At 71.6% G+C, this 23,832-nt stretch carries 19 protein-coding genes; 9 read left to right on the top strand and 10 right to left on the bottom strand.

Going from position 1 to position 23,832, the window contains the following annotated elements; translation table 11 throughout:
* Positions 1–81 precede the first annotated feature (81 nt).
* Positions 82–516, top strand: a complete 435-nt coding sequence (locus EV187_RS10450; RefSeq protein WP_130352973.1) for an RDD family protein — start codon at positions 82–84, stop codon at positions 514–516.
* A 57-nt stretch (positions 517–573) separates the two neighbouring features.
* Here the strand turns inward: EV187_RS10450 and EV187_RS10445 are convergent, their stop codons facing one another.
* From EV187_RS10445 to lipB, 3 genes are all read right to left on the bottom strand, one after another.
* A complete protein-coding gene (locus tag EV187_RS10445) occupies positions 574–1,287 on the bottom strand; it encodes a DUF4191 domain-containing protein (RefSeq protein ID WP_130352972.1) in 714 nt (237 codons plus the stop codon).
* Between the two features lie 73 nt (positions 1,288–1,360).
* Entirely contained in the window at positions 1,361–2,350 is a 990-nt protein-coding gene (gene lipA, locus EV187_RS10440; RefSeq protein ID WP_130352971.1) for a lipoyl synthase, read from the bottom strand.
* A complete protein-coding gene (gene lipB / locus EV187_RS10435) occupies positions 2,347–2,988 on the bottom strand; it encodes a lipoyl(octanoyl) transferase LipB (RefSeq protein ID WP_130352970.1) in 642 nt (213 codons plus the stop codon). The genes lipA and lipB overlap by 4 nt, the downstream gene beginning before the upstream one ends.
* A gap of 151 nt (positions 2,989–3,139) precedes the next feature.
* Here lipB and EV187_RS10430 point away from each other — a divergent pair, with 151 nt between their 5' ends.
* A complete protein-coding gene (locus tag EV187_RS10430; RefSeq protein WP_130352969.1) occupies positions 3,140–4,723 on the top strand; it encodes a hypothetical protein in 1,584 nt (527 codons plus the stop codon).
* Here EV187_RS10430 and sucB read toward each other — a convergent pair.
* The 3 genes from sucB to EV187_RS10415 all read right to left on the bottom strand — a co-directional run bounded on the left by sucB (position 4,720) and on the right by EV187_RS10415 (position 9,324).
* The gene (gene sucB / locus EV187_RS10425; RefSeq protein ID WP_130352968.1) at positions 4,720–6,318 is read right to left on the bottom strand and encodes a 2-oxoglutarate dehydrogenase, E2 component, dihydrolipoamide succinyltransferase; all 1,599 of its coding nucleotides are present in this window, start codon (positions 6,316–6,318) and stop codon (positions 4,720–4,722) included. The genes EV187_RS10430 and sucB overlap by 4 nt on opposite strands.
* Before the next feature lie 66 nt (positions 6,319–6,384).
* On the bottom strand, positions 6,385–7,758 hold the full coding sequence (gene lpdA, locus EV187_RS10420; protein WP_130352967.1) for a dihydrolipoyl dehydrogenase: 1,374 nt from the start codon (positions 7,756–7,758) through the stop codon (positions 6,385–6,387).
* 99 nt (positions 7,759–7,857) lie between these two features.
* Positions 7,858–9,324 carry a leucyl aminopeptidase gene (locus EV187_RS10415; protein ID WP_130352966.1) on the bottom strand — a complete coding sequence of 489 codons (1,467 nt, stop codon included), beginning with the start codon at positions 9,322–9,324 and terminating at the stop codon, positions 7,858–7,860.
* Between the two features lie 87 nt (positions 9,325–9,411).
* On the opposite strand from EV187_RS10415, the gene EV187_RS10410 reads away from it, so the two are divergent.
* The 4 genes from EV187_RS10410 to EV187_RS10395 all read left to right on the top strand — a co-directional run bounded on the left by EV187_RS10410 (position 9,412) and on the right by EV187_RS10395 (position 14,059).
* On the top strand, positions 9,412–10,338 hold the full coding sequence (locus EV187_RS10410) for a proteasome assembly chaperone family protein (protein WP_130352965.1): 927 nt from the start codon (positions 9,412–9,414) through the stop codon (positions 10,336–10,338).
* 274 nt (positions 10,339–10,612) lie between these two features.
* Positions 10,613–12,055: an RNA polymerase sigma factor gene (locus EV187_RS10405; protein ID WP_130352964.1), complete on the top strand. Its 1,443-nt coding sequence runs from the start codon at positions 10,613–10,615 to the stop codon at positions 12,053–12,055.
* A gap of 7 nt (positions 12,056–12,062) precedes the next feature.
* Positions 12,063–13,319, top strand: a complete 1,257-nt coding sequence (locus EV187_RS10400; protein ID WP_130352963.1) for a Mur ligase family protein — start codon at positions 12,063–12,065, stop codon at positions 13,317–13,319.
* Entirely contained in the window at positions 13,316–14,059 is a 744-nt protein-coding gene (locus EV187_RS10395; protein ID WP_130352962.1) for a type 1 glutamine amidotransferase, read from the top strand. Before EV187_RS10400 ends, EV187_RS10395 begins: the two co-directional genes overlap by 4 nt.
* Positions 14,060–14,141: 82 nt before the next feature.
* On the opposite strand, the gene EV187_RS10390 is transcribed toward EV187_RS10395, so the two are convergent.
* Positions 14,142–14,378, bottom strand: a complete 237-nt coding sequence (locus EV187_RS10390) for a DUF7455 domain-containing protein (protein ID WP_130352961.1) — start codon at positions 14,376–14,378, stop codon at positions 14,142–14,144.
* A 144-nt stretch (positions 14,379–14,522) separates the two neighbouring features.
* On the opposite strand from EV187_RS10390, the gene EV187_RS10385 reads away from it, so the two are divergent.
* Positions 14,523–16,601 (top strand): DNA gyrase/topoisomerase IV subunit B, encoded by a 2,079-nt coding sequence (locus tag EV187_RS10385; RefSeq protein WP_130352960.1) that lies wholly within the window; start codon positions 14,523–14,525, stop codon positions 16,599–16,601.
* Between the two features lie 19 nt (positions 16,602–16,620).
* Here the strand turns inward: EV187_RS10385 and EV187_RS10380 are convergent, their stop codons facing one another.
* The gene (locus EV187_RS10380) at positions 16,621–17,961 is read right to left on the bottom strand and encodes an FAD-binding oxidoreductase (RefSeq protein ID WP_242609537.1); all 1,341 of its coding nucleotides are present in this window, start codon (positions 17,959–17,961) and stop codon (positions 16,621–16,623) included.
* Positions 17,962–18,072: 111 nt separating this feature from the next.
* On the bottom strand, positions 18,073–20,547 hold the full coding sequence (locus EV187_RS10375; protein WP_130352959.1) for a DNA gyrase/topoisomerase IV subunit A: 2,475 nt from the start codon (positions 20,545–20,547) through the stop codon (positions 18,073–18,075).
* 75 nt (positions 20,548–20,622) lie between these two features.
* On the opposite strand from EV187_RS10375, the gene EV187_RS10370 reads away from it, so the two are divergent.
* Positions 20,623–21,771 (top strand): alkaline phosphatase family protein, encoded by a 1,149-nt coding sequence (locus EV187_RS10370; RefSeq protein WP_130352958.1) that lies wholly within the window; start codon positions 20,623–20,625, stop codon positions 21,769–21,771.
* A gap of 8 nt (positions 21,772–21,779) precedes the next feature.
* On the opposite strand, the gene EV187_RS10365 is transcribed toward EV187_RS10370, so the two are convergent.
* Positions 21,780–22,364: a DUF3043 domain-containing protein gene (locus EV187_RS10365; RefSeq protein ID WP_242609536.1), complete on the bottom strand. Its 585-nt coding sequence runs from the start codon at positions 22,362–22,364 to the stop codon at positions 21,780–21,782.
* A 37-nt stretch (positions 22,365–22,401) separates the two neighbouring features.
* Between EV187_RS10365 and EV187_RS10360 the strand changes: the two genes are divergently transcribed.
* A complete protein-coding gene (locus EV187_RS10360) occupies positions 22,402–23,829 on the top strand; it encodes a dipeptidase (protein ID WP_130352956.1) in 1,428 nt (475 codons plus the stop codon).
* The last annotated feature ends 3 nt before the right edge of the window (positions 23,830–23,832 follow it).

Below are 23,832 nucleotides of genomic sequence, written 5' to 3'. Positions count from 1 at the left end.
CGCTATCGACCCGCGGTTTCCCTGCCGTGACGCGAATGTTTCCGCCATGTTACGCGCAGCCCGGGTCGATAGACTCGTCGGATGCCTGACGCGACGCCCCGTACCTTCGGCGACCTCGAGCCGAGCCGGTGGCCGGGGGAGCGGCTGGGCCTGCCCGATTCCGGTCCCGGTTCCGTGGGCCGCGTCGGCCGGCGGATCGGCGCGATCGCGATCGACTGGGTCGTGGCGCTCCTGATCGCCCTGCTCTTCGCCCCGTACAGCTCGCTGCTGCACTCCTGGCTGACCCTCGCGGTCTTCGCGATCATGCAGGTCGTCTTCATTCCCACGATCGGCGGCAGCGTCGGCCATCGCCTCACCGGCATGCGCGTGGTGCCGCTCACCGGCGGCTGGGTCGGCCTCTGGCGACCGCTCGTGCGCACCTTGCTGCTCATCGTCGTGGTGCCCGCGCTCGTCTGGGACTCCGACCAGCGCGGCTTCCACGACAAGGTCGCCGGCACGGTCCTGATCCGCTCCTGAGACGCCGATGCGGCATCCGTCGACCAACGGATGCCGCATCGCGAGTCGTGCCTGCGGTCAGCGCATCTTGCCGCGCTGCGGCCGCGCCTTCATCGGGTCGATGCCCTTGGGGATCGGCAACGCGGTCTGCAGCGAGTTGAGTCGGTTCGACACCGCGAGCACCTCGGGCTTGGTGAGCGTGCGCTTGGTCTTGCGCAGCGTCGCCGGGAGGCGGTGGAGCTCGATCGAGCCCTCGTCGTGGCCGACCGAGATCAGCGTGACGGGCACATTCGGCAGGATGCGGGCGACCTTGCGCTGCTCGTCGTCGAGCATGCGCTTCGTGCGGGTGACGGGGCCCTCGCTGATGAGCGCGACCCCACCGCGACCGACGGCGCGGTAGACCGCATCCTGCGTCTTGCCGTTGACGGCGATCGGCATCTCGTTGCCGACCCAGCCGCCGCGCAGGCCGCTGCGGAGCACCGCGCCGACCGCGCCGGGCTGGCCCTCGATCTGGGCGTAGGCGGCGCGCTCCGCGCGTCGTCCGAGGATGAGCAGCGCGATCAGCACGCCGGCGAGCACGCCGGCGACGACCCACAGCGCGATCGTGAAGCCGTTGCCCTCGCCCAGCCAGAGCGCGAGGCCGAGGCCGACGAGCACGGGGGCGAGGAATCCGAGGAGCATGAGCCACTGCGCGCTCGAATCGTAGCGGCGGGTCATCTGGAAGACCTGCCACATCTGCTTCATGCGGCCGGGCTCCTTCGGAGCGGACGTCTTGTCCTTCGTGCGTGCCATGGTCACAAGGATACCGGCGGCGGCGGCCGCCTCCGACCGTGTTCTCGATGGGCGGAGGCGGCATCCGCAGTCGTCAGCCCACCGCCTGCGCGAAGCCGAGCGAGGCGTCCGCGAGGTGGGACAGCGACGCGGGCAGTTCGCGCCCCTTCGCGTGCATCGACTGCGCCCACAGTCGACCCGCTCGGTACGACGATCGCACCAGCGGACCCGCGAGCACGCCGAGGAACCCGATCTCCTCGGCCTCCTCCTTCAGCTCCACGAACTCCTCGGGTCGCACCCAGCGATCGACGGGCAGGTGTCGCGGGCTCGGTCGCAGGTACTGCGTGATGGTGATGATGTCGGTGCCGGCGTCGTGGAGGTCGCGCAGGGCCTGCGAGATCTCCTCCCGTTCCTCTCCCATGCCCAGGATCAGGTTCGACTTGGTGATCAGCCCCGCGTCGCGGCCCTGGGTGATCACGTCGAGCGACCGGTCGTACCGGAACGCCGGGCGGATGCGCTTGAAGATGCGCGGCACCGTCTCGACGTTGTGGGCGAACACCTCGGGCCGCGCGGAGAACACCTCACCCAGGTGGTCGGCATTGCCCGAGAAATCGGGGACGAGGATCTCCACTCCGGTGCCGGGGGACTGGCGGTGGATCTCGCGGATCGTCTCCGCATAGAGCCATGCGCCCTCGTCGGGCAGGTCGTCGCGCGCGACGCCCGTGACGGTGGAGTACCGCAGCTGCATCCGCACCACCGATTCGGCGACGCGTCGCGGCTCGTCGACGTCGTAGTCGGCGGGCTTGCCGGTGTCGATCTGGCAGAAGTCGCACCGACGGGTGCACTGCGAGCCGCCGATGAGGAACGTGGCCTCGCGGTCCTCCCAGCACTCGTAGATGTTCGGGCAGCCGGCCTCCTGGCACACGGTGTGCAACTCCTCGCCCTTCACGAGCTGCTGCAGCTGCCGGTACTCCGGTCCCATCTTCGCCCGGGTCTTGATCCACTCGGGCTTGCGCTCGATGGGCGTCTGGGCGTTGCGGACCTCGAGGCGCAGCATCCGGCGCCCCTCGGGTGCGGTGCTCATGCGGCGGCCGCCGTCTCGGCCCCGGCCAGGAACCGGCGCGTGATCGGCGCGACGAGGTCCTCGGGGGTGACGTCGCGGCCGAGCTCCCGGCTGATGGTCGTCACGCCGGCGTCGCGGATGCCGCACGCGACGATCCTCCCGTAGGGCTCGAGCGAGTTGCTGCAGTTCAGCGCGAAGCCGTGCATCGTGACGCCGTCGGCGACGCGGATGCCGATGGCCGCGATCTTGTTCTCGCGGCCGGGCTCGCCGACCCACACGCCCGAGCGTCCGTCGACCCGGCGCCCCTCCACGCCGAGCTCGGCGAGGACGTCGATGAGGATGCCCTCGAGCCGGCGCACGTAGCCGACCACGTCGATCGGCTCGGCGAGGTGGAGGATCGGGTAGCCGACGAGCTGACCCGGGCCGTGCCACGTGATCTTGCCGCCGCGGTCGACGTCGACGACGGGGGTTCCGTCGGTCGGCCGTTCGTCGGGCGCGGTGCGCTTCCCGGCGGTGTAGACGGAGGGGTGTTCCAGGAGGATGACGGTGTCGGGGCGTTCGCCCGCGACCACCGCGCGATGGACGGCGCGCTGAAGGTCGAGACCCTCGATGTACGGCACGGAGTTGGCGCTTAGCCCCGCGACGACGAAGTCGAGCATGGCGTCCAGTCTAGGTCGGTCGTCGGATGCGGCGGCGCACGGTCGCGCAGGTCCTTCGACTCGTCCTCCACATCGAGGTCGTCGGCGGGCGGCGGCGTTCCCGACGCGGACCGGTCGCCGACCGCGCGTTCGCGGCTGCAGCATTGCCGGCATGAGACGCCGTCCACGCCGTGCCAGCGCCGCGTCGCCCGAGCCCGACGTCGCCGCGCCCGCGCGTTCGCTCGAGGCCAGGCTCGTCGGCTATCGGCTGCTGCGGCGCATCGCCTCCGGTGAGCGGGCCGACGTGTACCTCGCCGTGGTCGACGACCACGAGCCGCACTCCTCATCCAGCCCACCCGAGGTCGTCGACGGTGGTCGGGCTGCCGGCCGTCCGGGTCCGGTCGTCGTCGTGCTCCGTGTCTACGACGCCGACGTTCCGGGGGAGACCATCACCACCGAGGTGGAGGCGATGTCGACGGATGCCTCGGGCACGCTGCCTGCGCTCCTCGACGTCGCGACGCTCGACGACGGGCGATGCTGTCTCGTGGTCGAGCGGCTCGGTGGTCCCGCGCTCTCCCGGGTCATCGCCGAGCGCACGCTCAGCCCCGGTGAGGCGGTCACCATCCTCGCGCCCATCGTGGTCGCCGTCGCGGAACTGGCGCGAACCGGGCTCGTGCACGCGCGACTCGCCGCGACCGACGTGCTCCTCGACGACGCGGGCCGTCCGCGACTCGTCGGGCTGGGCGCGCTGCGACGGTTGCCGGGCGACGGCTTCGAGCGGGTCGCCCTGGCGCGGAACGGCCACGCCGTCCTGGCCCGGCTCGTGGAGGATGTCGCTGCCGCGGTCAGCCCGGCCGGGGCGCTCGCGGGGCCGCTCGCGTTCCTTCGCGAGCGGCTCGATGCGCGCCCGTTCGAGCCGTGCGAGGCGGAGCTGGAGCGTCGCCTGTTCGCGGCTGCCGTTCCCGAGCCGGTGCGCGGCCTCGAGGTGCGGGCGCGACCGCCGCGACTGCCCGCCCGCATCACCGCTCCGGCGGCGGACGCCGCGGTCCTCACCGGTCCGCCGGCTTCCGGCGACGCGCGGGGAGGGGCGATCGGCGCCGGATTCCGCCGAATGCTCGCGCTGGCCCAGGGCCCCGACGACCTCGTCGACCGCCTGGCGGCCGCTGCCGACCGGGACCCCGGCGGTCCTGCGCGCCGACGGCTCGCCGCGATCCTCCGAGGTCGCGGGCGTTCACTGGCCTTCGGCGGACTCGTCGGCGGCGCGATGCTGGTCCTGCTGCTCACCCTGGTGCCGCCCGCGACCGCCGAGGGCGGACCGCCGGTCGTCGCGCCCGACGCGGCATCGCTCGAGTCCACCACGCCGCCGCCGGCGGCTCGGGCAGAGACGGGACCAGGTCCTGGACCCGATGGCCGCGACCCCGATCAGTCCACCTCGACCGACGCTGATCCCGTGACGGCGGCTCGCTCGCTGCTCGAACGTCGCGCGAAGTGCTTCGACACGCTCGATCTCGCCTGCCTCGAGTCGGTGGCCCAGCCGGGATCGGCGATCGAGGCCTCCGATCGGCTGGCGTTGTCCGCCGCCCGCGATGGGGCGGAGTCGGTGGCGGCCCCGTTCGACCCCGCGACGGTCGAGGTGACCGCGGAGATGGGCGCGGCCGTGCTGGTGCGCGTGGCGACCGCCCCCGGACGCGAACCGGCCTCGCTCCTCATGGTGAGGGGCGAGGCCGGATGGCGCTTGCGCGAGGTGTTCGGCTAGATTCCGAGCTCGGACTCGAAGTCGCCCTCCTCGAGGCGCTCCTTGACCGCCGTGAGGAAGCGCGCCGCGTCGGCGCCGTCGATGATGCGGTGGTCGTACGAGAGCGCCAGGTAGACCATCGAGCGGATGGCGATCGCATCGTCGCCGTCCTGCTTCACCACGACCGGACGCTTCACGACGATGCCGGTGCCGAGAATGGCCGACTGGGGCAGGAACACCACCGGCGTGTCGAACAGCGCGCCGCGTGAGCCGGTGTTCGTCAGCGTGAACGTGCCGCCCGAGAGCTCGTCGGGCTTCAGCTGGTTGTTGCGGGTGCGCTCGGCGAGGTCGGCGATCTGCGCGGCGAGCCCGGCGATGTCGAGTTCGCCGGCGTCACGGATGACCGGGGTCAGCAGGCCGCGCTCGGTGTCGACCGCGATGCTCATGTTCTCGGTCGCCGGGTAGACGATGCTGTCTCCGTCGACCGTCGAGTTGACGATCGGGTAGGCACGGAGCGCTTCCGCGGCCGCCAGGGCGAAGAACGGGAGGAATGACAGCTTGTTGCCGGTCTTCTCGAGGAACGCGCCCTTGACGCGATCACGCAGGCGCGCGATGCGCGTGACATCGACCTCGACGACGGTGGTCAGCTGGGCGGTCGACGTCATGGACACGACGGCGCGCTCGGCGACGACCTTGCGGAGGCGGGTCATCGGGACCGTGGTGCCGCGCAGCGGCGAGGTCTCGAGCGGCGTGCGGGCGGGAGCGGCGGCGGGAGCGGCGGGTGCCACCTGCGCGGAGATGACGTCCTGCTTGCGGATGCGCCCGCCGACACCGGTTCCGGTGACGTTCGCGAGGTCGACGCCCTGCTCGTTCGCGAGCTTGCGGACGATCGGGGTCACGTAGCCGCTGGTGCCGGCGTGCGCGCCCGACGCAGACGCTGCGGGCGCCGTCTCGGCCGCAGGGGCGGGAGCCGCAGGAGTCGCCGGGGCCGGCGCGGCGGGGGCGGCCTCAGCTGCCGGGGCCGGTGCGGCGGGGGCAGCCTCAGCTGCCGGGGCGGGTGCGGCGGGGGCGGCTTCGGGAGCCGGCGCCGCGGGCGCCGCCTCAGGGGCCGGCGCTGCCGGTGCGGCTTCGGGTGCCGGTGCAGCCGGTGCGGCCTCGGGTGCCGGTGCTGCGGGTGCTGCCGGTGCTGCGGGCGCGGCTTCGGGTGCCGCGGGTGCCGCCTCAGCCGCAGGTGCCGGTGGGGCTGCCTCGGGCGCCGGCGCCGCCTCAGCGGCGGGAGCCGGCGCGGCGGGCGCGGCCTCCGGAGCCGGCGCGGCGGGCGCCGCTTCAGCGGCAGGAGCCGCCTCCGCGGGTGCGGACGGCTCGGCGGCAGCAGCGGAACCGTCGCCGATGGTCACGAGGGCCGTGCCGACCTCGACGGTCTCGTCCTCCTGGACGAGGATGGCCTCGATCACTCCGGCCACCGGTGATGGAATCTCGGTGTCGACCTTGTCGGTCGACACTTCGAGCAGCGGCTCGTCGACCTCCACACGGTCGCCGACATTCTTCAGCCAGCGGGTGACCGTGCCCTCCGTGACACTCTCCCCGAGTGCCGGGAGGCTGACGGATTCGCTCATGCGCTTGTCTCCTTCACAGCGTGTGACGCTTTCTAGCTTATTGCAGTCGTGTTTCCAGGGTCCGGCTCAGAGCGCGTGCAGCGGCTTGCCGGCGAGCTTCAGGAATGCCTCGCCGAGCGCCTCGTTCTGCGTCGGGTGGGCGTGGATGAAGGGGGCGATGTCCTCGGGGTACGCCTCCCAGTTCACCGCGAGCTGCGCCTCGCCGATCAGCTCGCCGACGCGGGCTCCGATCATGTGCACGCCGACCACCGGGCCGTCGTTCACGCGAACCACCTTGATGGAGCCGCTCGTCTCGAGGATGTGGCTCTTGCCGTTCCCGGCGAGGTTGTACTCGTAGGCCGAGACCTGGTCGGCGCCGAACTTCTCCCCCGCCTTCGCCTCGGTGTAGCCGATGGACGCGACCTCGGGCTCGCAGTACGTGACCTTGGGGATGTTGACGTCCTCGACGACGATCGGGTTGAGGCCGGCGATCTCCTCGGCCACGAAGATGCCCTGCTGGAAGCCGCGGTGCGCGAGCTGGAGGCCGGGGACGATGTCGCCGACGGCGTAGACGCCGGGGATGTTGGTGGCGAGGCGCTCGTTCGTGATGACGAAGCCGCGGTCCATCGTGACGCCGACCTCGTCGTAGCCGAGGCCCTGGGTGACGGGTCCGCGGCCGACGGCCACCAGCAGCAGCTCGGCCTCGACCGTCTCGCCGTTCTCGAGCGTGACCACGACGCCGTTGTCGTCCTGCGTGACGCCCTGGAAGCGGGCGCCGAGCTTGTACTCGATGCCGCGCTTGCGGAACGCGCGCTCGAGCTGCTTCGAGACCGACTCCTCCTCGTTGGGCACGAGGTGGGGGAGCGCCTCGATGATCGTGACCTCCGCGCCGAAGGACTTCCAGACGCTCGCGAACTCCACGCCGATGACGCCGCCGCCGAGCACGGCGACCTTGCCCGGCACGAAGTCGAGCTCGAGTGCCTGCTCGCTCGTGATGACGCGACCGCCGATCTCGAGGCCGGGCAGCGACCGCGAGTAGGAGCCGGTGGCCAGGATGACGTTCTTGCCGACGATCCGGTCGTCGCCGACCTGCACGGCGTTGGCGGCGACGAGGCGCCCCTCGCCCTCGATGACCGTGATGCCACGGGCCTTCACGAGGCCCTGCAGACCCTTGAACTTGCTCGAGACGATGCTCTCGCGGTACGTCGTGACGGCGGCGACGTCGATGCCGTCGAACGTGGAGCGGACGCCGAACCTCGCAGACTCACGGGTGTTGTCCGCGATCTCGGCCGCGTGGAGCAGGGCCTTGGTCGGGATGCACCCACGGTGCAGACACGTGCCACCCAGCTTGTCCTTCTCGACCAGGCCGACGGTGAAGCCGAGCTCGACGGCACGCAGCGCCGCCGCGTACCCTCCGCTGCCGCCACCGAGGATGACAATGTCAAAGTTCTGCTCGGACAACCGCAATCTCCCTTGCGCAATCGATCTGCGACACGGACTGCCGCCGGTTCGTAGTCGGGGGCAGGCTGTATGGGCGACGTTCTCGCCCATACGACCTTACTACCCTGCGGAGAGCTGCTCGCCCAGCCGCACGAGGGTGCGCACGGCCACTCCGGTGCCCCCCGAACCGGTGAATCCCCAACCCCCGCCGGTGTTGAACGCGGGGCCGGCGATGTCGAGGTGCGCCCACGGGATCCGCTCGTCCGAGTCGGCCTTCGAGCCGACGAACTCGCGCAGGAACACTCCGGCCAGCAGCATGCCCGGCACGGTCATGCCCAGCTTCGTGTTCGCCAGGTCGGCGACATCCGACTTCAGCAGTGCCTTGAGGTCGCGGGGGAGCGGCATCGGCCAGACGGCCTCGTCGACGTCGCCGGCGGCGGTGCGGACGCGATCCACCAGTTCGTCGTCGCCCATCAGCCCCGCGATGCGGTGGCCCAGTGCGACGACCTGGGCGCCCGTGAGGGTCGCGACGTCGACGATCGCGTCGGGGTGCTCGTCGCTCGCGGCGGCCAGGGCATCGGCCATCACGAGACGTCCCTCGGCGTCGGTGTTGAGCACCTCGACCGTGGTGCCGCCATGGATCCGCAGCACGTCGTTCGGCCGGATGGCGGTGCCGGACGGCATGTTCTCGGCGAGGCACAGCCAGCCGGTGACTCGCACGGGCACGGCGAGCTCGGCCAGCGCGACGATCGCCGACAGCACGGCGGCCGCCCCCGCCATGTCGCTCTTCATGCCGACCATCGAGGCGCCGGGCTTCAGGGAGAGTCCGCCCGAGTCGAACGTGATGCCCTTGCCCACGAGCGCGAGGTGCACGGATGCCCCGGACGGCGCGTACTCGAGCCGGACGAGCCTCGGCCCACGGCTCGAGCCGCGACCGACGCCGAGGATGCCGTCGAACCCGTCGGCCTCGAGCGCCGCCTCGTCCCAGACACGGGAGGCGACGCCCGCGGCATCCGCCGCCTCGACGGCGAGCTCGGCGAACCGCTCGGGCGAGAGGTCGGCTGGGGGCGTGTTCACGAGGTCCTTGGTGCGTGCGACGCCGCCGACGACCGAGCGCACGCGCTCGAGGCGCGCGTCGTCGAGGGTGGCGTGCAGGGTGATCCGCCGCACGGGTTCCTTCGGCTCGGCACGGTAGGCGGAGAACGCGTAGGCGCCGAGCGCGGCGCCCTCGAGGAGCGCCTCCGCCGCGTCCGCGTCGTCGACGGGCACCGCGACGGCGAGCGAGTCCGTGCCCGTGAGCTGCCGCACGGCACCCCCGGCGGCGAGGCGGAGGCCGGCGGCATCCGACCGGTCGCCGAGCCCGACGACGGCGACCACCTGCGGGCCGGCGCCCTGCGCGGGAATGCGCGTGAACTCGTCCGCCGCGCCCTTCGCGCCCAGGCGCGACAGCAGGGGCGCCACCCATTCGTAGCCGTCGGGCGCGAGGAGCACGGGTCCGTCGTCGCCGGGCCGGGCTGCGAGCAGCACGACGTCGGCGTCGGAGCCGCTCACGGGGTCGGACGAGCAGGAGAGTTCGGGCGCGGTCATGCTGCCGATGGTACGTGTTCGCTCTCGGCATCATCCGCGCGGGCCGGGATCCGGGGACGGCTCCGCCCGCGTCAGTAGGCTGGACGCATGCGCGATCCCCGCTCCCTCTACGAGCTCAACCCCGACGTGCAGGTGCCGCCCGGGTTGCCGCTCGTCGCTGGCCTGACGGGGTTCGCCGACGCCGGGTCCGCGGTCGCCCAGACGACGGAGTACCTGCTGTCGACGCTCGACACCACGGTCGTCGCGACGTTCGACGCGGACGAGCTGCTCGACTACCGCGCCCGGCGGCCGATCATCCTGTTCCAGGGCGATCACCTCGCCGACTACCGCCCGCCGCGGCTCAGCCTCGACCTGGCTCGCGACGAGATCGGCCAGCAGTTCCTGATGCTGACCGGCTACGAGCCCGACTTCCAGTGGGAGCGGTTCGGTGCGGCCGTGCTGGGGCTCATCGACGCGCTCGAGGTGTCGTCGACCACCTGGATCAACTCGATCCCCATGCCGGTGCCCCACACACGGCCGATCGGCATGACCGTGAGCGGCAATCGCGCAGACCTCATCGAGGCCATGTCCATCTGGCGACCGACCACCCAGGTGCCGTCGAACGCGCTGCACCTCGTGGAGTACCGCCTGCAGGAGGAGGGGCATCCGACGACCGGGTTCGTGCTCCTGGTCCCGCACTACCTGTCCGACGCCGAGTACCCGACCGCGGCCGTCGCGGCGCTCGAGGCCATCAGCGCGTCCACCGGTCGGATCTTCCCGACCGACGCGCTGCGCGAGCAGGGCCGCGAGTTCGTCGCACGCATCGACGAGCAGGTCGCGGAGAACGGCGAGCTCGCCAAGCTCGTCGGCACGCTCGAGGAGCGCCACGACTCGTACATGGAGGGCACGACCCTCCGGTCGCCGCTCACCGACGAGGACGGCGAGCTGCCCTCGGCCGACGAGATCGCGGCCGAGCTCGAGAAGTTCCTGGCCTACCGGCGCACGCGCGACGACGACGGCCCGCTCGGCGCCTGACCGGCGACCCGCCCAGGGGGAATGCGGCGGGGGCCCTCAACGTTGTACTCAGCGGGGAAGAACGACGATGAATGCGCGGGTCGCACGGACGTTCGCAGGCCCGCATGACTGTATAATGGGGGCAGGACCCGTTCTGGTCTGCCGGCGCGACACGCTCGCGCCGTTCACGCGGACTTGACATGGGTCCTCATAGTGTCCGAAAACGACCGGGCCGAGTGCACGAGCCGACGCCTGCGAGGGCACGTGCCGCGCGACGGTAGGAGAGGTTCAACGAATGGCAACGACGAAGGCTGCGACGTCGGCGAAGAGCGAGGCGGAGAAGCCCGCTGCGACGCGCGCGACGGCCGCGAAGTCGACGGCCGCCAAGACGGCCGCGAAGGCCACCGCCACGGGATCCGCGGCGAAGACGACGAAGGCCGCCGCCGCCAAGGCGAGCGGCAACAAGACCGCGTCGAAGGCCGCGGCGACGCCCGCGAACAAGACGCCGCGCACCAGCACCGCGAAGTCGGCGGCGAAGCCGCGCGGCGCCAAGGCGAAGTCCGCCGCCGCTGACGACGAGGACGAGGTCGATCCCGCGGAGCTCGAAGAGGTCGAGGTCGACGCGGAGGTCGAGACGGAGGTCGCCGACGAGGTCGTCGCCGACGAGGTCGTCGCAGAGGTGGTCGCCGACGACGCGGCATCCGACACCGACGACGAGGAGGCGAAGCCCGTCGCGGTCGAGCCGCACCCCACCGGTGCGCTCGTGCTGCGCGCCGTCGACGACGAGGACGAGGTCCCGGTCTACTCGAGCGCCATCACGGGCGCGACGGCCGACCCGGTCAAGGACTACCTGAAGCAGATCGGCAAGGTCGCGCTCCTGAACGCGGCCGAAGAGGTCGAGCTCGCGATGCGCATCGAGGCGGGCCTGTTCGCCGAGGAGAAGCTGTCGCACATGAGCGACGCCGAGAAGCGCTCCCAGCTCGGTCGTGAGCTGCAGTGGGTCGCGAAGGACGGCCAGCGGGCCAAGAGCCACCTGCTCGGTGCGAACCTGCGCCTCGTCGTGTCGCTCGCCAAGCGCTACACCGGCCGCGGCATGCAGTTCCTCGACCTGATCCAGGAGGGCAACCTGGGCCTGATCCGTGCGGTCGAGAAGTTCGACTACACGAAGGGCTTCAAGTTCTCGACGTACGCCACCTGGTGGATCCGCCAGGCGATCACGCGTGCGATGGCCGACCAGGCCCGCACCATCCGCATTCCCGTGCACATGGTCGAGGTCATCAACAAGCTCGCCCGCGTGCAGCGGCAGATGCTGCAGGACCTGGGTCGTGAGCCCACGCCCGAGGAGCTGAGCCGCGAGCTCGACATGACCCCCGAGAAGGTCATCGAGGTGCAGAAGTACGGTCGCGAGCCCATCTCGCTGCACACGCCGCTCGGTGAAGACGGCGACAGCGAGTTCGGCGACCTCATCGAGGACACCGAGGCGGTCGTGCCGGCGGACGCGGTGGGCTTCACGATGCTCCAGAAGCAGCTCGAGTCGCTGCTCGACTCGCTGAGCGAGCGCGAGGCGGGCGTGATCCGCATGCGCTTCGGCCTCGGCGATGGCATGCCGAAGACCCTCGACCAGATCGGCGACACGTTCGGGGTGACCCGCGAGCGGATCCGCCAGATCGAGTCGAAGACGATGGCGAAGCTCCGCCACCCGTCGCGCTCGCAGTCGCTCCGCGACTACCTCGAGTAGGCCGCAGGTGCGTTACGCGCCGGCGATCCTCGTCGGCAGGCTCACTCGATTCGCCGCCCGGCTGCGCAAGCCCGGCGGCGGATCGGCTGTTCCGGGCCTGGTCGTCAACACGATCGCGCCGGGCTACCTCAAGCGCACCCTGTCGGGATTCCCGCAGGGCCTCGTGGTGGTGTCGGGGTCGAGCGGCAAGTCGACGACCACGAAGATGCTCGTCGCCATCCTCCGCGCGCACGGCGTCGACGTGTTCACCAACCCGTCGACGGCGAACATCAGCCAGGGCCTGACGTCGGCGCTCCTCGAGCGCGCCGACTGGACGGGCAGGGTGCCGGGCGACGTCGCGGTGCTCGAGATGGACGAGGGTCACGGCGCCGTGGTCATGCAGGGTGTCGACGCCCGCGTCGTCGCCCTCACGAACGTGATGGTCGACCAGATCGACCGGTTCCACGACTCGGAGATGGTCGCGGGCATGCTCGCCCGCATCGCCGAGCGTGCACACGAGGCCGTCGTCGTCAACGCCGACGACGCCAACCTCGAGCGCCTCGCCGCGGCGGTCGGCCCAGGGGTCGCCGTGCACCGGTTCGGCGTCTCCGCGGGCGTGCTCGCCCGGTCGCCGCGCGGACTCGGGTACACCGAGACCCGGCGCGACCGGCTCGCCGCCGGCGCCGGCGTGATCGTCGACTCGGTCGAGGGAGCCTCGGCCGTGCTGCGCGACGGCGCGGCATCCGTGCACATCAGGCTCCCCGCGCGCGGCACGCACTACGCCGTCGACGCCGCGGCCGCGTACGCGACCGCCGAGGTCGTGCTCGGGGAGCGATTCTCGCCGACCACCGCGGCCGACGCCCTGAGCGAGATCCCGGCCGTCTTCGGCCGTGGGGAGCGCGTGCACGTGCGCGGCCAGGAGGTCGAGTTCGTGCTCGTGCAGAATCCCGCGAGCTACCAGCTGAACGTCGACAGCATCGAGCCCGGCACCGAGCAGATCCTCTTCGCGATCGGCTCCGACGTGCGCGATCCCTCCTACTTCTGGCCGACGGATGCCTCGTCGCTCGGCCGCGTGGCGATCGTCAGCGGGTCGAAGGCACCCGAGGCGGCGCTCATGCTCGCCTACGACGGCGTGGAGATCGACCGCGTCGAGCCCGACCTCGGCCGCGCGCTCGACGACTTCCTCGCATCGCCCGCCCCCGCGCACGGCGTGAAGACCATCGTGTTCTCGGCCGACGCGATGCGTCGCACGCGCGCCCACCTCGGACTCTCGGGAGCGGAATGACCCTCACGATCGCAGCGCTCCTGCCCGGACTGCAGAACACCAACGGCGACGCCGAGAACGCGGCCGTGCTCGCCAGGCGCGCGGAGTGGGCCGGCCTCGCCGCCCGCGTCGTGCGCGTCGACTCGCGTGACGACCTTCCCGAGCGGGTCGACGCGGTCGTGCTCGGCTCGGGCAGCGACGCATCGCTCGAGGCGAGCCGCGACATCCTGCTCACGATGCACGACGAGCTCCGGCGCTGGGGCACCGAGGGCGTGCCCATCCTCGCCGTCGGTAGCGGATGGGAGCTGCTGAGCTGGGGCGTCGAGCGCGCCGACGGCTCGAGCATCGAGGGACTCGGGATCGTCCCGGGCCGTGCGGTGCCGCGTTCCGGGCGGGTCACCGGCGACCTCGTCGTCGCCTCGCCTCGTTTCGGCCTCCTGGTGGGCTTCGAGAACCACGCCCGCGACTACGTACGGGCGGAGGGCTCGCCCGTCGGACGCGTGCGCTCCGGCAGCGGCAACGGTCGCGACTCCGGCCAGGAGGGCGTCGTGATGGGAGCCGTGATCGGCACCCACCTGCACGGTCCCGTGCTCGCGAAGAATCCGGCGTTCGCCGACCTCCTGCTGGGCATCATGGCCGAGCGAGCGGGCCTCGAGTACGCGCCCGGTGAACGCGCCGCGGCCGTCGACGCCTACGCGTCGGCTGCGCGCGAGGCGCTCCTCGGAGCGACGCGAGCCGCGGCATCCGCCACCGACGCCTGACGCACGGAGGCCGCACCCCTCGGCCCGCAGACGACGAACGCCCCGGCGGAGAGCCGGGGCGTTCGTGTTCGAGTCGGTGTGGTCAGTCGCGGCCGTCGACGAGGAGTCGGCTCGACTCGTCGTGCCAGCTGTGGGCGATCTGCGAGAGCTTCTCCTGGTGCTTGCGGCCGTGGTGGGCGCAGAAGAGGAGTTCGCCGCTCGCGACGACGACGCGGATGTACGCCTGGGCGCCGCATGCATCGCAGCGGTCGAGTGCCGTGAGCTCATACGGGGTGTCGAGTTCGTCGACCGCACCGGTTGTGTCGGTGTAGTTCGTCATGGCTCCTCCTCCTGCTCACGCTCGAATAATCCGTGCATCAATGAAAACACGGGACCGGCGCACATCCTTCCGTTTGGCGGGCATTTCGCTCAGCGCGTAGCGCCTCGCGCGTGGTGTCCCCGGCCGTCAGTAGGCTTGTGCGACGTGAGCTCCGACTATTCCGCCCGCCATCTCTCCGTCCTCGAAGGACTCGAGGCGGTGCGCAAACGACCCGGCATGTACATCGGGTCGACCGACTCGCGCGGGCTCATGCACTGCCTCTGGGAGATCATCGACAACTCGGTCGACGAGGCCCTGGGCGGGCACGGCGCCGAGATCGGCGTCATCCTGCACCCCGACGGGAGCGTCGAGGTCCGCGACCGGGCTCGCGGCATCCCGGTCGACATCGAGCCGAAGACGGGCCTGTCGGGCGTCGAGGTCGTCTTCACCAAGCTGCACGCGGGCGGCAAGTTCGGCTCGGGCTCGTACGCGGCCTCCGGCGGACTCCACGGCGTCGGCGCCTCCGTGGTGAACGCCCTCTCCGAACGCCTCGACGTCGAGGTCGACCGCGACGGCAAGACGTGGGCGATGTCGTTCCACCGTGGCGAGCCCGGCGTGTTCGCCGATGCCGGCTCCCCGTCGCCCGACGCCCCGTTCACCCCGTTCGAGGTGCGCAGCGAGCTGCGCGTGGTCGGCAAGGTCGCCAAGGGCGTCACCGGTACGCGCATCCGCTACTGGGCCGACCGCCAGATCTTCACGAAGGGCGCCGAGTTCCAGACCGACGAGCTGCTCGGGCGCGCCCGCCAGACGGCGTTCCTCGTGCCCGGCCTCGCCATCGACGTCACCGACGAGCGCGGCGCCGAGCCGCACACGACGTCCTTCCAGTTCGACGGCGGCATCTCCGAGTTCGTCGAGCACCTCGCCACGGATGCCCCGCTGACCGACGTGTGGCGGCTCACCGGCACCGGCGGCTTCACCGAGACCGTGCCCGTGCTCACCGACGGCGGCGCCATGGTGCCGACCGAGCTGCAGCGCGAGTGCCACGTCGACATCGCGCTGCGATGGGGCACCGGCTACGAGACGGTCGTGAAGTCGTTCGTCAACATCATCGCGACCCCGAAGGGCGGCACCCACCAGACCGGGTTCGACCAGGGACTGCTCCGGTTCCTGCGCCTGCAGGTCGAGCAGAACGCGCGGCGCCTGAAGGCCGGCAACGACAAGCTCGAGAAGGACGACGTGCTGGCCGGACTCACGGCGGTCATCACCGTGCGCCTGCCCGAGCCGCAGTTCGAGGGCCAGACCAAGGAGGTGCTCGGCACTCCCGCGGTGCGGGCCATCGTGGCGAACGTGCTCACGAAGGAGCTCGGGGCACGCTTCACGTCGACGAAGCGCGACGACAAGGCGCAGTCGGCGCTGCTGCTCGACAAGGTCGTCGCCGAGATGAAGTCGCGCATCTCCGCGAGGGCCCACAAGGAGACGCAGCGGCGCAAGAACGCACTCGAGAGCTCGTCGCTGCCCGCGAAGCTCGTCGACTGCCGTTCGAGCGACGTGGCGCACAGCGAGCTCTTCATCGTGGAGGGCGACTCGGCGCTCGGCACCGCGAAGCTCGCACGCGACAGCGAGCACCAGGCGCTGCTGCCGATCCGCGGCAAGATCCTCAACGTGCAGAAGGCCAGCGTCTCCGACATGCTCGGCAACGCGGAGTGCGCCTCCATCATCCAGGTGATCGGCGCGGGTTCGGGCCGGAGCTTCGACCTCTCGACGGCGCGCTACGGCAAGGTCATCATCATGAGCGACGCCGACGTCGACGGCGCGCACATCCGCACACTGCTGCTCACGCTCTTCTTCCGCTACATGCGGCCGATGATCGAGGAGGGTCGCGTCTTCGCGGCCGTGCCGCCGCTGCACCGCGTGGTCGTGATGAACCCCGGCACGAAGCCCAACGAGACCATCTACACCTACTCCGAGACCGAGCTGCAGGGCGTGCTCGCGACGCTGAAGAAGCAGAACCGCCGGTACCAGGACCCGATCCAGCGCTACAAGGGCCTCGGCGAGATGGATGCCGACCAGCTCGCGACGACCACCATGGATCGTCGCCAGCGCACGCTGCGCCGCGTCGGCATCGGCGACGCGGAGAACGCGGGCCGCGTCTTCGAGCTCCTCATGGGCAACGAGGTCGCGCCGCGCAAGGAGTTCATCATCGACAGCTCCGACGCGCTCGAGCGCGACCGCATCGACGCCTGACGGTCGTGCGGCCCGGCCGTCACCCCGCGGAGGGGCGGATGTTCTGGTTCAGGTGGAACAGGTTGCCGGGATCGTGCGCGTCCTTGATCGCCGTCAGGCGCGCGAGCTTCCCGGGCGTGTAGGCGCGCCGGATCCCCGCCTCGCCGTCGTCGCCGAGCACGTTGACGTAGGCGCCGCTCGCGAACCGGTCCATGGTTCCGGCATAGCGGCGGGCCGCCGACATCCGCCGCTCATCGTCGTCGGGGCTGCTCCACCGCGACGCCGCGACGAACTCGAATGCGGCGTCGCGACGCGAGAATGCGGTCTCCTCGTCGGCCACGTCCGCGATCGCGCCGCCGTACGCCTGCAGGCTGACATCGGGCAGGTCTGCGCCGTCGCGGGCGAGCAGCGCGTCGATGACGGCATCGCCGAGTTCGCTGAAGTAATGCCCCTTCCAGTACCGACGCCAGTGATGGCCCTCGACGTCGTCCTCACGGGTCTGCAGTCGCAGGTACGTCATCGGGTCGATCGCACGTCCCGCCGGTTCGGCCGCGCCGGTGAGCCGATCCGCGAGCTCGGAGACCCGGGTGCGCCCGACGACGGGGTCGCCGACCCACACGAGGCCGAGCGCCACCATGGTGCCGGAGATCGTCGCGGTGAAGGTCGCCTCCCGGGGGGCGTCAACGCTCAGGTCGCGCCAACGCCGCATCGCCGCGGCGGCTCGCCCGTCCTCGAGCGGGAAGAGGAGCTCGGCCGAGATCGCCTGCCCCGGCTCGGGATGCAGGTCGAAGTCGAAGGCGGTGACGATCCCGAAGTTCCCGCCGCCTCCGCGGAGCGCCCAGTCCAGGTCGGGATGCGACTCCGCGTCGACGTGGATCAGGTCGCCGCTCGCCGTCACGAGCTCGAACGACGCGACGTTGTCGCAGGCGAGCCCATGCCGACGGGCGAGCCAGCCCATGCCCCCGCCGAGGGTGAGGCCGCCGACGCCGGTGTGCGAGACGTTCCCCGCGGTCGTCGCGAGCCCGTGCGCCTGCGACGCACGGTCGAGCGCGCCGAGCAGCGCCCCGCCCTGCACGCGAGCGCGCCTGGTGAGGGGGTCGACCGTCACGCCCCCCATCGGCCGCAGGTCGATCATGAGCCCGTCGTCGGGCACGGCGTGTCCGACGATGCCGTGCCCGCCGCAGCGGACGCCGATCTCGAGGCCCAGATCCGCGCCGTATCGCACGGCCGCGACGACATCGGCCGCCTCCGCGCATTGCACGACGTACCGCGGCCGTCGATCGATCATCCCGTTCCACACCGCGCGGGCCTCGTCGTAGCCGGGGTCGCCCGGCCCCAGCACGCTGCCCTGGATCGCCGCCTGCAAGCTCGTCCGCGTCACCGATGCCTCCGTCCGCCGAAACCCGGCCGACGACGAACCCCTCGCCGTTCGGACCGGCCATCGCCGAATCTGCCCCTCGATCGCGTCGGCGTCAAGCCGAGGGCGGGGGTGTCAGGCGATGCGGACGCCGATCGCGGCCACGACGCCCTCGAGCGGCTGACCCGACGCGTCGCGCCTGGCCCCGCCGTCGGGCAGCTGGCGCGCCGAGCCGTCGCTGCCCACCGCGAGGGCGGGGGAGCGGCCGACCCAGGCGAGGTGCAGCGCGTCCTCGCCCTTCAGGAGGCGTTGCGAGCGGACGCCACCGGTCGCGCGGCCCTTGGCGGGGAATTCGCTGAAGGGGCTCACCTTCGCGCTGCCCGGGTCGGTGCCGAGCAGGGTCTCGTTGCTCGCCGCGATCGTGACGACCACGGCGTCGGCCGCGGCATCCGCCGGGATGCTCGTGAAGTGGATGACGTGCGCGCCCGAACCGAGGTTGATGCCGGCCATGCCGCCGGCCGGACACCCCTGCGGCCGCACCGAGGCGGCCGCGAATCGCAGCAGCTGGGTGTCGGATGCCACGAACACGAGCTCGTCGGTCTCGTCGCCCTGCACGGCGCCCACGACCTCGTCGCCGGCCTTGAGGCCGATCACCTCGAACTCGGGCTTGTTCGGGTAGGCGCCCGTCGAGACGCGTTTCACGATGCCCTGCTTCGTGCCGAGGGCGATCGAGCGGTCGGCCTCGAGCGAGACGATCGCGAGCACCTTCTCGTCGCGGTTGGGGAGCGCCAGATAGTCGCCGATCCGCACGCCCGCGCCGAGCTGCACCGACGTCGGCGGCAGCATCGGGAGGTCGACCGGCGTGAACCTGATGAGTCGACCGAGGCTCGTGACGGCCCCGATCTCGGCGCGGCTCGTGGTGTCGAGCGTCGAGCGGATGGCGTCGTGCCTGCTGCGGCGCGGGGGCGGGCTGATGCTCGGCGGCCCGTCGGGGCCATCGGGCAGGTCGACGCGCGCGATGCGCCCCGTGGCGCTCAGGAAGACGCGGCACGGGACATCCGCCACCTCGAGGACGGCTGCCGCCCGCTTCGTGGCCGCACCCGCGATGCTCGGCCGTGCGTCGGTCAGCAGGGTGCGACGCGGCGTGCCGAACCGCTCGGCCACCTCGGCGAGCTCATCGGAGACGAGGGCCTCGATGCGATGGCGGCTCGCGAGCAGGAGCTCGAGCTCCTCGATCTCGGTGCGCAGCTTGTCGCGCTCGGCCTCGAGCTCGATGCGCGAGAACCGCGTGAGTCGCCGCAGGCGCAGCTCGAGGATGTACTCGGCCTGCACCTGGCTGAGGTCGAAGACGTCCATGAGGCGGGTGCGTGCCTGCTCGGCCTCGTCGCTCGTGCGGATGACCTGGATCACCTCGTCGATGTCGAGGATCGCGATGAGGAGGCCCTCGACGAGGTGCAGGCGCTCCCGGCGGCGTGCGAGCCGGTACTGCGAGCGTCGCGTAACGACCTCGATGCGGTGCCCGACGTACACCTGCAGCAGCTCGCGGAGTCCGAGCGTCTGCGGTCCGCCGTCGACGAGCGCGACGTTGTTGATGTTGAAGGAGTCCTCGAGCGGCGTCAGCCGGTAGAGCTGCTCGAGCACCGCGTCGGGGCTGAAGCCGGTCTTGATGCCGATGACGAGGCGGAGGCCGTTGGTGCGGTCGGTGAGATCGGTGACATCGGAGATGCCGCTGATCTTCTTGGCGTTCACCCCGTCCTTGATCTTCTCGATGACCTTCTCGGGGCCCACGAGGTAGGGCAGCTCGGTGACGACGAGGCCGGTCTTGCGGGCGGTGATGCTCTCGACGGTCACCTTGGCGCGGGTCTTGAAGCTGCCGCGCCCGGTGGCGTAGGCGTCCTTGATGCCGGCGAGTCCGACGATCGTGCCGCCCGTCGGCAGGTCGGGGCCGGGCACGAACTCCATGAGCTCGTCGAGGGTGGCGTTCGGGTGGGCGATCAGGTGGCGGGCCGCGCCGACCACCTCGATGAGGTTGTGCGGCGCCATGTTGGTGGCCATGCCGACCGCGATGCCGCTCGCGCCGTTCACGAGGAGGTTCGGGTAGGCGGCGGGCAGCACGTCGGGCTGCGTGAGCTGGTTGTCGTAGTTCGGGACGAAGTCGACGACGTCCTCGTCGAGCCCCTCGGTCATCGCGAGCGCGGGGGAGGCGAGCCGTGCCTCCGTGTATCGCGGCGCGGCCGGGCCGTCGTCGAGCGAGCCGAAGTTGCCGTGGCCGTCGATGAGGGGCACGCGCAGCGTGAACGCCTGCGCCATGCGCACGAGCGCGTCGTAGATCGCCGTGTCGCCGTGGGGGTGCAGCTTGCCCATGACCTCGCCCACGACCCGGGCCGACTTCACGTGGCCGCGGTCGGGGCGCAGCCCCATCTCGGTCATCTGGTAGAGGATGCGGCGCTGCACGGGCTTCAGGCCGTCGCGCGCGTCGGGCAGGGCCCGCGAGTAGATGACCGAGTAGGCGTACTCGAGGAACGAGCCCTGCATCTCGGTGGCGACGTCGACGTCTTCGATGCGTTCGACGATCGTCTCGTCGGCGGGCGGGTTCTTTGCTCGGGTCATCCGTGTTCTCTGGTGCTGGCGTGCGGTGCACGCGGGGGAACGGGGGCGCGCCCGGCCTGTGCCAGACTGGGCGCGATGCCAGCAATGCTACCGGTGCCCGCCGTCACCGCTCCGAGGCTTGCCGGGGTGCTCGGCAGTTCGGTCGCCAGTCTCACGGGCGAGGCGAACGACTTCGGGCTCCCCGCGGCATCCGGCGCGGTGGTCGTGCTCGTCGACGGCCTCGGCGCTGCGAACATCCAGGCGCGAGCCGGCCATGCGCGGTTCCTGTCCACGCGGATGGCGCGCCGCGACGTGATCCGCACGGTGACGCCGTCGACGACCGCTGCGGCCATCGCGAGCTTCACGACCGGGCGGATGCCGGGCGAGCACGGGCTCGTCGGATACCGGGTGCTCGACGCCGCGCACGACCGCCTCGTCAACCAGCTGAACGGCTGGGACGCCGGCATGGTGCCCGAGACGTGGCAGCGCGCGGAGACGATCTTCGAGACGGCGTCGGCCCGCGGCATCCGGAGCTTCGCGGTCGGTGCCCCGCGCTACGCCGACTCCGGCTTCACGCACGCCGTGCTGCGCGGCGCGGAGTACCGGCCGGCGGCGACGATCGCCGACCGCTTCGCCGAGGCCCGTTCGCTGCTCGAGGGACAGGCCGGCGCGCTCGTCTACCTCTACGTTCCCGAACTCGATCAGGCCGCGCACGCGCACGGCTGGGAGTCGGACAAGTGGCTCGCGATCCTCGAGCAGCTCGACGCCGAGCTCGCCGCCTTCGAACGACGGATGCCGCGAGGCACGGGCCTCCTCGTCACCGCCGACCACGGCGTCGTCGACGTGCCGGCGCACCGTCACGTGTTCGTCGACGCCCGTCCCGACCTGCTCGACGGCGTGCGCCACGTGGGCGGCGAGCCTCGATTCGTGTCGCTCTACTTCGAATCCGGCCTCGAGGAACCGGCACGTGCATCGCTGCTGGCCGGCTGGCGCGAGGCGGAGGAGCATCGCGCGTGGGTCGTCTCCCGCGACGAGGCGATCGCGGCCGGCGTCTACGGACCGGTCGCCGACGAGGTGCGCCCGCGGATCGGCGACGTGCTCATCGCCGCGCGGGCGGGCGTCGCCTACTACGACCGGCGGGAGCCGAACCGCCAGGCGGAGGCAATGATCGGCCAGCACGGGTCGCTCAGCGATGAGGAGATCCGCGTGCCGCTGGTGCGCGGCGGAGCGTACGCCAGGGAGTGACCCCCGGCTCAGGACGGGTACTGGCCCCGCTTGACCTGCGGCTTCGGCAGTCGCAGCGGACGCAGCTGCAGGGCGCGCATCGCCGCGTACCAGCGCACGCGCTCCGCCTTGTCCTCGCCGAACTTGGCCTTGAGCTTGCGCGTCACCAGGAACCCGAGGATCACGACGTCGACCACGGCGACGATGAAGAACGCCCACAGGGCGAGGATGCCGATCGTCTGCACCTGCGCATCGGGGATGAGCGTGAGCAGGATGACGAGGAACATCACGGGGATGAGCACCTCGCCGATGCTGAACCGCGCGTCGACGTAGTCGCGCACGTACTTCTTCTGCGGGCCGCGGTCGCGGGTGGGCAGGTAGCGGTCGTCGCCGACGGCCATGCCGACGCGGGCGCGCTCACGCGCCTCGGCCTGCTTCGCGCGCGCCTGCTTCGCCGCCTCCTTGCGGTCGTTCGGCACGAGCGGCCGCTTGCGCGCCGCCTCCTGCTGGGCCCGGCTCGGCGTGGGTGCGCCCTTGCCGGTCCTCGTCGTGTCGGGTGCTGCGTCATCGGCGCCGGCTTCGGGCGCAGGGGTGTTGGTGGGGTTCTTTGCCACGGGAGTCCTCGGATCGGTTGCCCTTAAGATTACCGGCATGACCCAGCCCCATCCCACCGAATCCATGGCTGCGGCCGCTCCAGTCACGACCGAGGCCATCCGAGCGGCGGTCGACGCGGGCTTCCCGGCCACCGTCGCCGACCTCGCGAGGCTCGTGCGCATCCCGTCCGTGTCCTGGCCGGCGTTCGATCCGACGCACGTCGCCGAGAGCGCCGAGGCGGTCGCCGAGCTCCTGCGCGGCACGGGCGTGTTCGAGCTCGTCGAGGTGCGGCGCGCGCCCGTCGAGGACGGTTCGGAACTCGGCCAGCCCGCCGTCGTGGCCAGCCGCCCGGCACGCGACGGACGACCGACCGTGCTCCTCTACGCCCACCACGACGTGCAGCCGCCCGGCAAGGACGAGGACTGGGAGACGCCGCCGTTCGAGCCGACGCAGCGCGGCGACCGCCTGCACGGCCGCGGCGCCGCCGACGACAAGGCCGGTGTGATGGCGCACGTCGGAGCCATCCGCGCCTTCGCCGAGGCATCCGGCGACTTCGACCTCGGCATCGCGGTCTTCATCGAGGGCGAGGAGGAGTGGGCGTCGCGCTCGTTCGCGAACTTCCTCCGCGAGCACCGCGACGTGCTCGCCGCGGACGCGATCATCGTCGCTGACTCCGGCAACTGGGACCTCGAGACGCCGGCCATCACGGTCGCGCTCCGCGGCGCCGTCGCCTTCAACCTCCGCGTCGACACGCTCACCCACGCGTCGCATTCCGGCATGTACGGCGGAGCGGTGCCCGATGCGATGCTCGCCGCCATCCGGCTGCTGGACACGCTCTGGGCGGCCGACGGCTCGGTCGCCGTCGACGGCCTGCGCAGCGCCGACCTGGAGACCCCCGAGTACGACGAGGCGCAGCTGCGGTCCGAGGCCGGCCTGCTCGACGGCGTGTCGCCGATCGGCAACGGCACGATCCTGTCGCGCATCTGGGCGAAGCCCGCGATCACGGTCACGGGCATCGACGCGCCGGATGTCGCGAACGCGTCGAACACGCTGGCGCCCGGCGTTCGCGTGCGGGTGAGCGCCCGCATCGCGCCCGGACAGGACGCGGACGAGGCCTTCGCGGCCATCCGGTCGCACCTCGAGGCGAACGCCCCGTTCGGCGCGCGCCTGACCTTCGAGGAGGTCGACACCGGGCAGCCGTTCCTCGTCGACACGAGCGGCTGGGCGATCGCGGAGACCCGGGCCGCCATGGCCGAGGGCTGGGGCCGCGAGCCCGTGGAGATCGGCGTCGGCGGGTCCATCCCGTTCATCGCCGAGCTCGTCGAGGAGTTCCCGCAGGCGCAGATCCTCGTGACCGGCGTCGAGGACCCCGACTCCCGGGCGCACAGCCCCAACGAGTCGCTCCACCTGGGCGTCTTCAAGCGCGCGCTGCTCAGCGAGGCGCTGATCCTCGCCCGCCTCGACGCGCGTGCGACGACTTCCTGAGCA

Source organism: Agromyces ramosus (assembly GCF_004216665.1).
Lineage (GTDB): Bacteria > Actinomycetota > Actinomycetes > Actinomycetales > Microbacteriaceae > Agromyces > Agromyces ramosus.
This window is presented reverse-complemented; position numbering and strand designations above follow the sequence as displayed.

Coding starts and splice junctions, on each gene's coding strand:
- EV187_RS10450 (WP_130352973.1), top strand. CDS start 82: ATGCCTGACGCGACGCCCCGTACCTTCGGCGACCTCGAGCCGAGCCGG.
- EV187_RS10445 (WP_130352972.1), bottom strand. CDS start 1,287: ATGGCACGCACGAAGGACAAGACGTCCGCTCCGAAGGAGCCCGGCCGC.
- lipA (WP_130352971.1), bottom strand. CDS start 2,350: ATGAGCACCGCACCCGAGGGGCGCCGGATGCTGCGCCTCGAGGTCCGC.
- lipB (WP_130352970.1), bottom strand. CDS start 2,988: ATGCTCGACTTCGTCGTCGCGGGGCTAAGCGCCAACTCCGTGCCGTAC.
- EV187_RS10430 (WP_130352969.1), top strand. CDS start 3,140: ATGAGACGCCGTCCACGCCGTGCCAGCGCCGCGTCGCCCGAGCCCGAC.
- sucB (WP_130352968.1), bottom strand. CDS start 6,318: ATGAGCGAATCCGTCAGCCTCCCGGCACTCGGGGAGAGTGTCACGGAG.
- EV187_RS10415 (WP_130352966.1), bottom strand. CDS start 9,324: ATGACCGCGCCCGAACTCTCCTGCTCGTCCGACCCCGTGAGCGGCTCC.
- EV187_RS10410 (WP_130352965.1), top strand. CDS start 9,412: ATGCGCGATCCCCGCTCCCTCTACGAGCTCAACCCCGACGTGCAGGTG.
- EV187_RS10405 (WP_130352964.1), top strand. CDS start 10,613: ATGGCAACGACGAAGGCTGCGACGTCGGCGAAGAGCGAGGCGGAGAAG.
- EV187_RS10395 (WP_130352962.1), top strand. CDS start 13,316: ATGACCCTCACGATCGCAGCGCTCCTGCCCGGACTGCAGAACACCAAC.
- EV187_RS10390 (WP_130352961.1), bottom strand. CDS start 14,378: ATGACGAACTACACCGACACAACCGGTGCGGTCGACGAACTCGACACC.
- EV187_RS10375 (WP_130352959.1), bottom strand. CDS start 20,547: ATGACCCGAGCAAAGAACCCGCCCGCCGACGAGACGATCGTCGAACGC.
- EV187_RS10370 (WP_130352958.1), top strand. CDS start 20,623: ATGCCAGCAATGCTACCGGTGCCCGCCGTCACCGCTCCGAGGCTTGCC.
- EV187_RS10360 (WP_130352956.1), top strand. CDS start 22,402: ATGACCCAGCCCCATCCCACCGAATCCATGGCTGCGGCCGCTCCAGTC.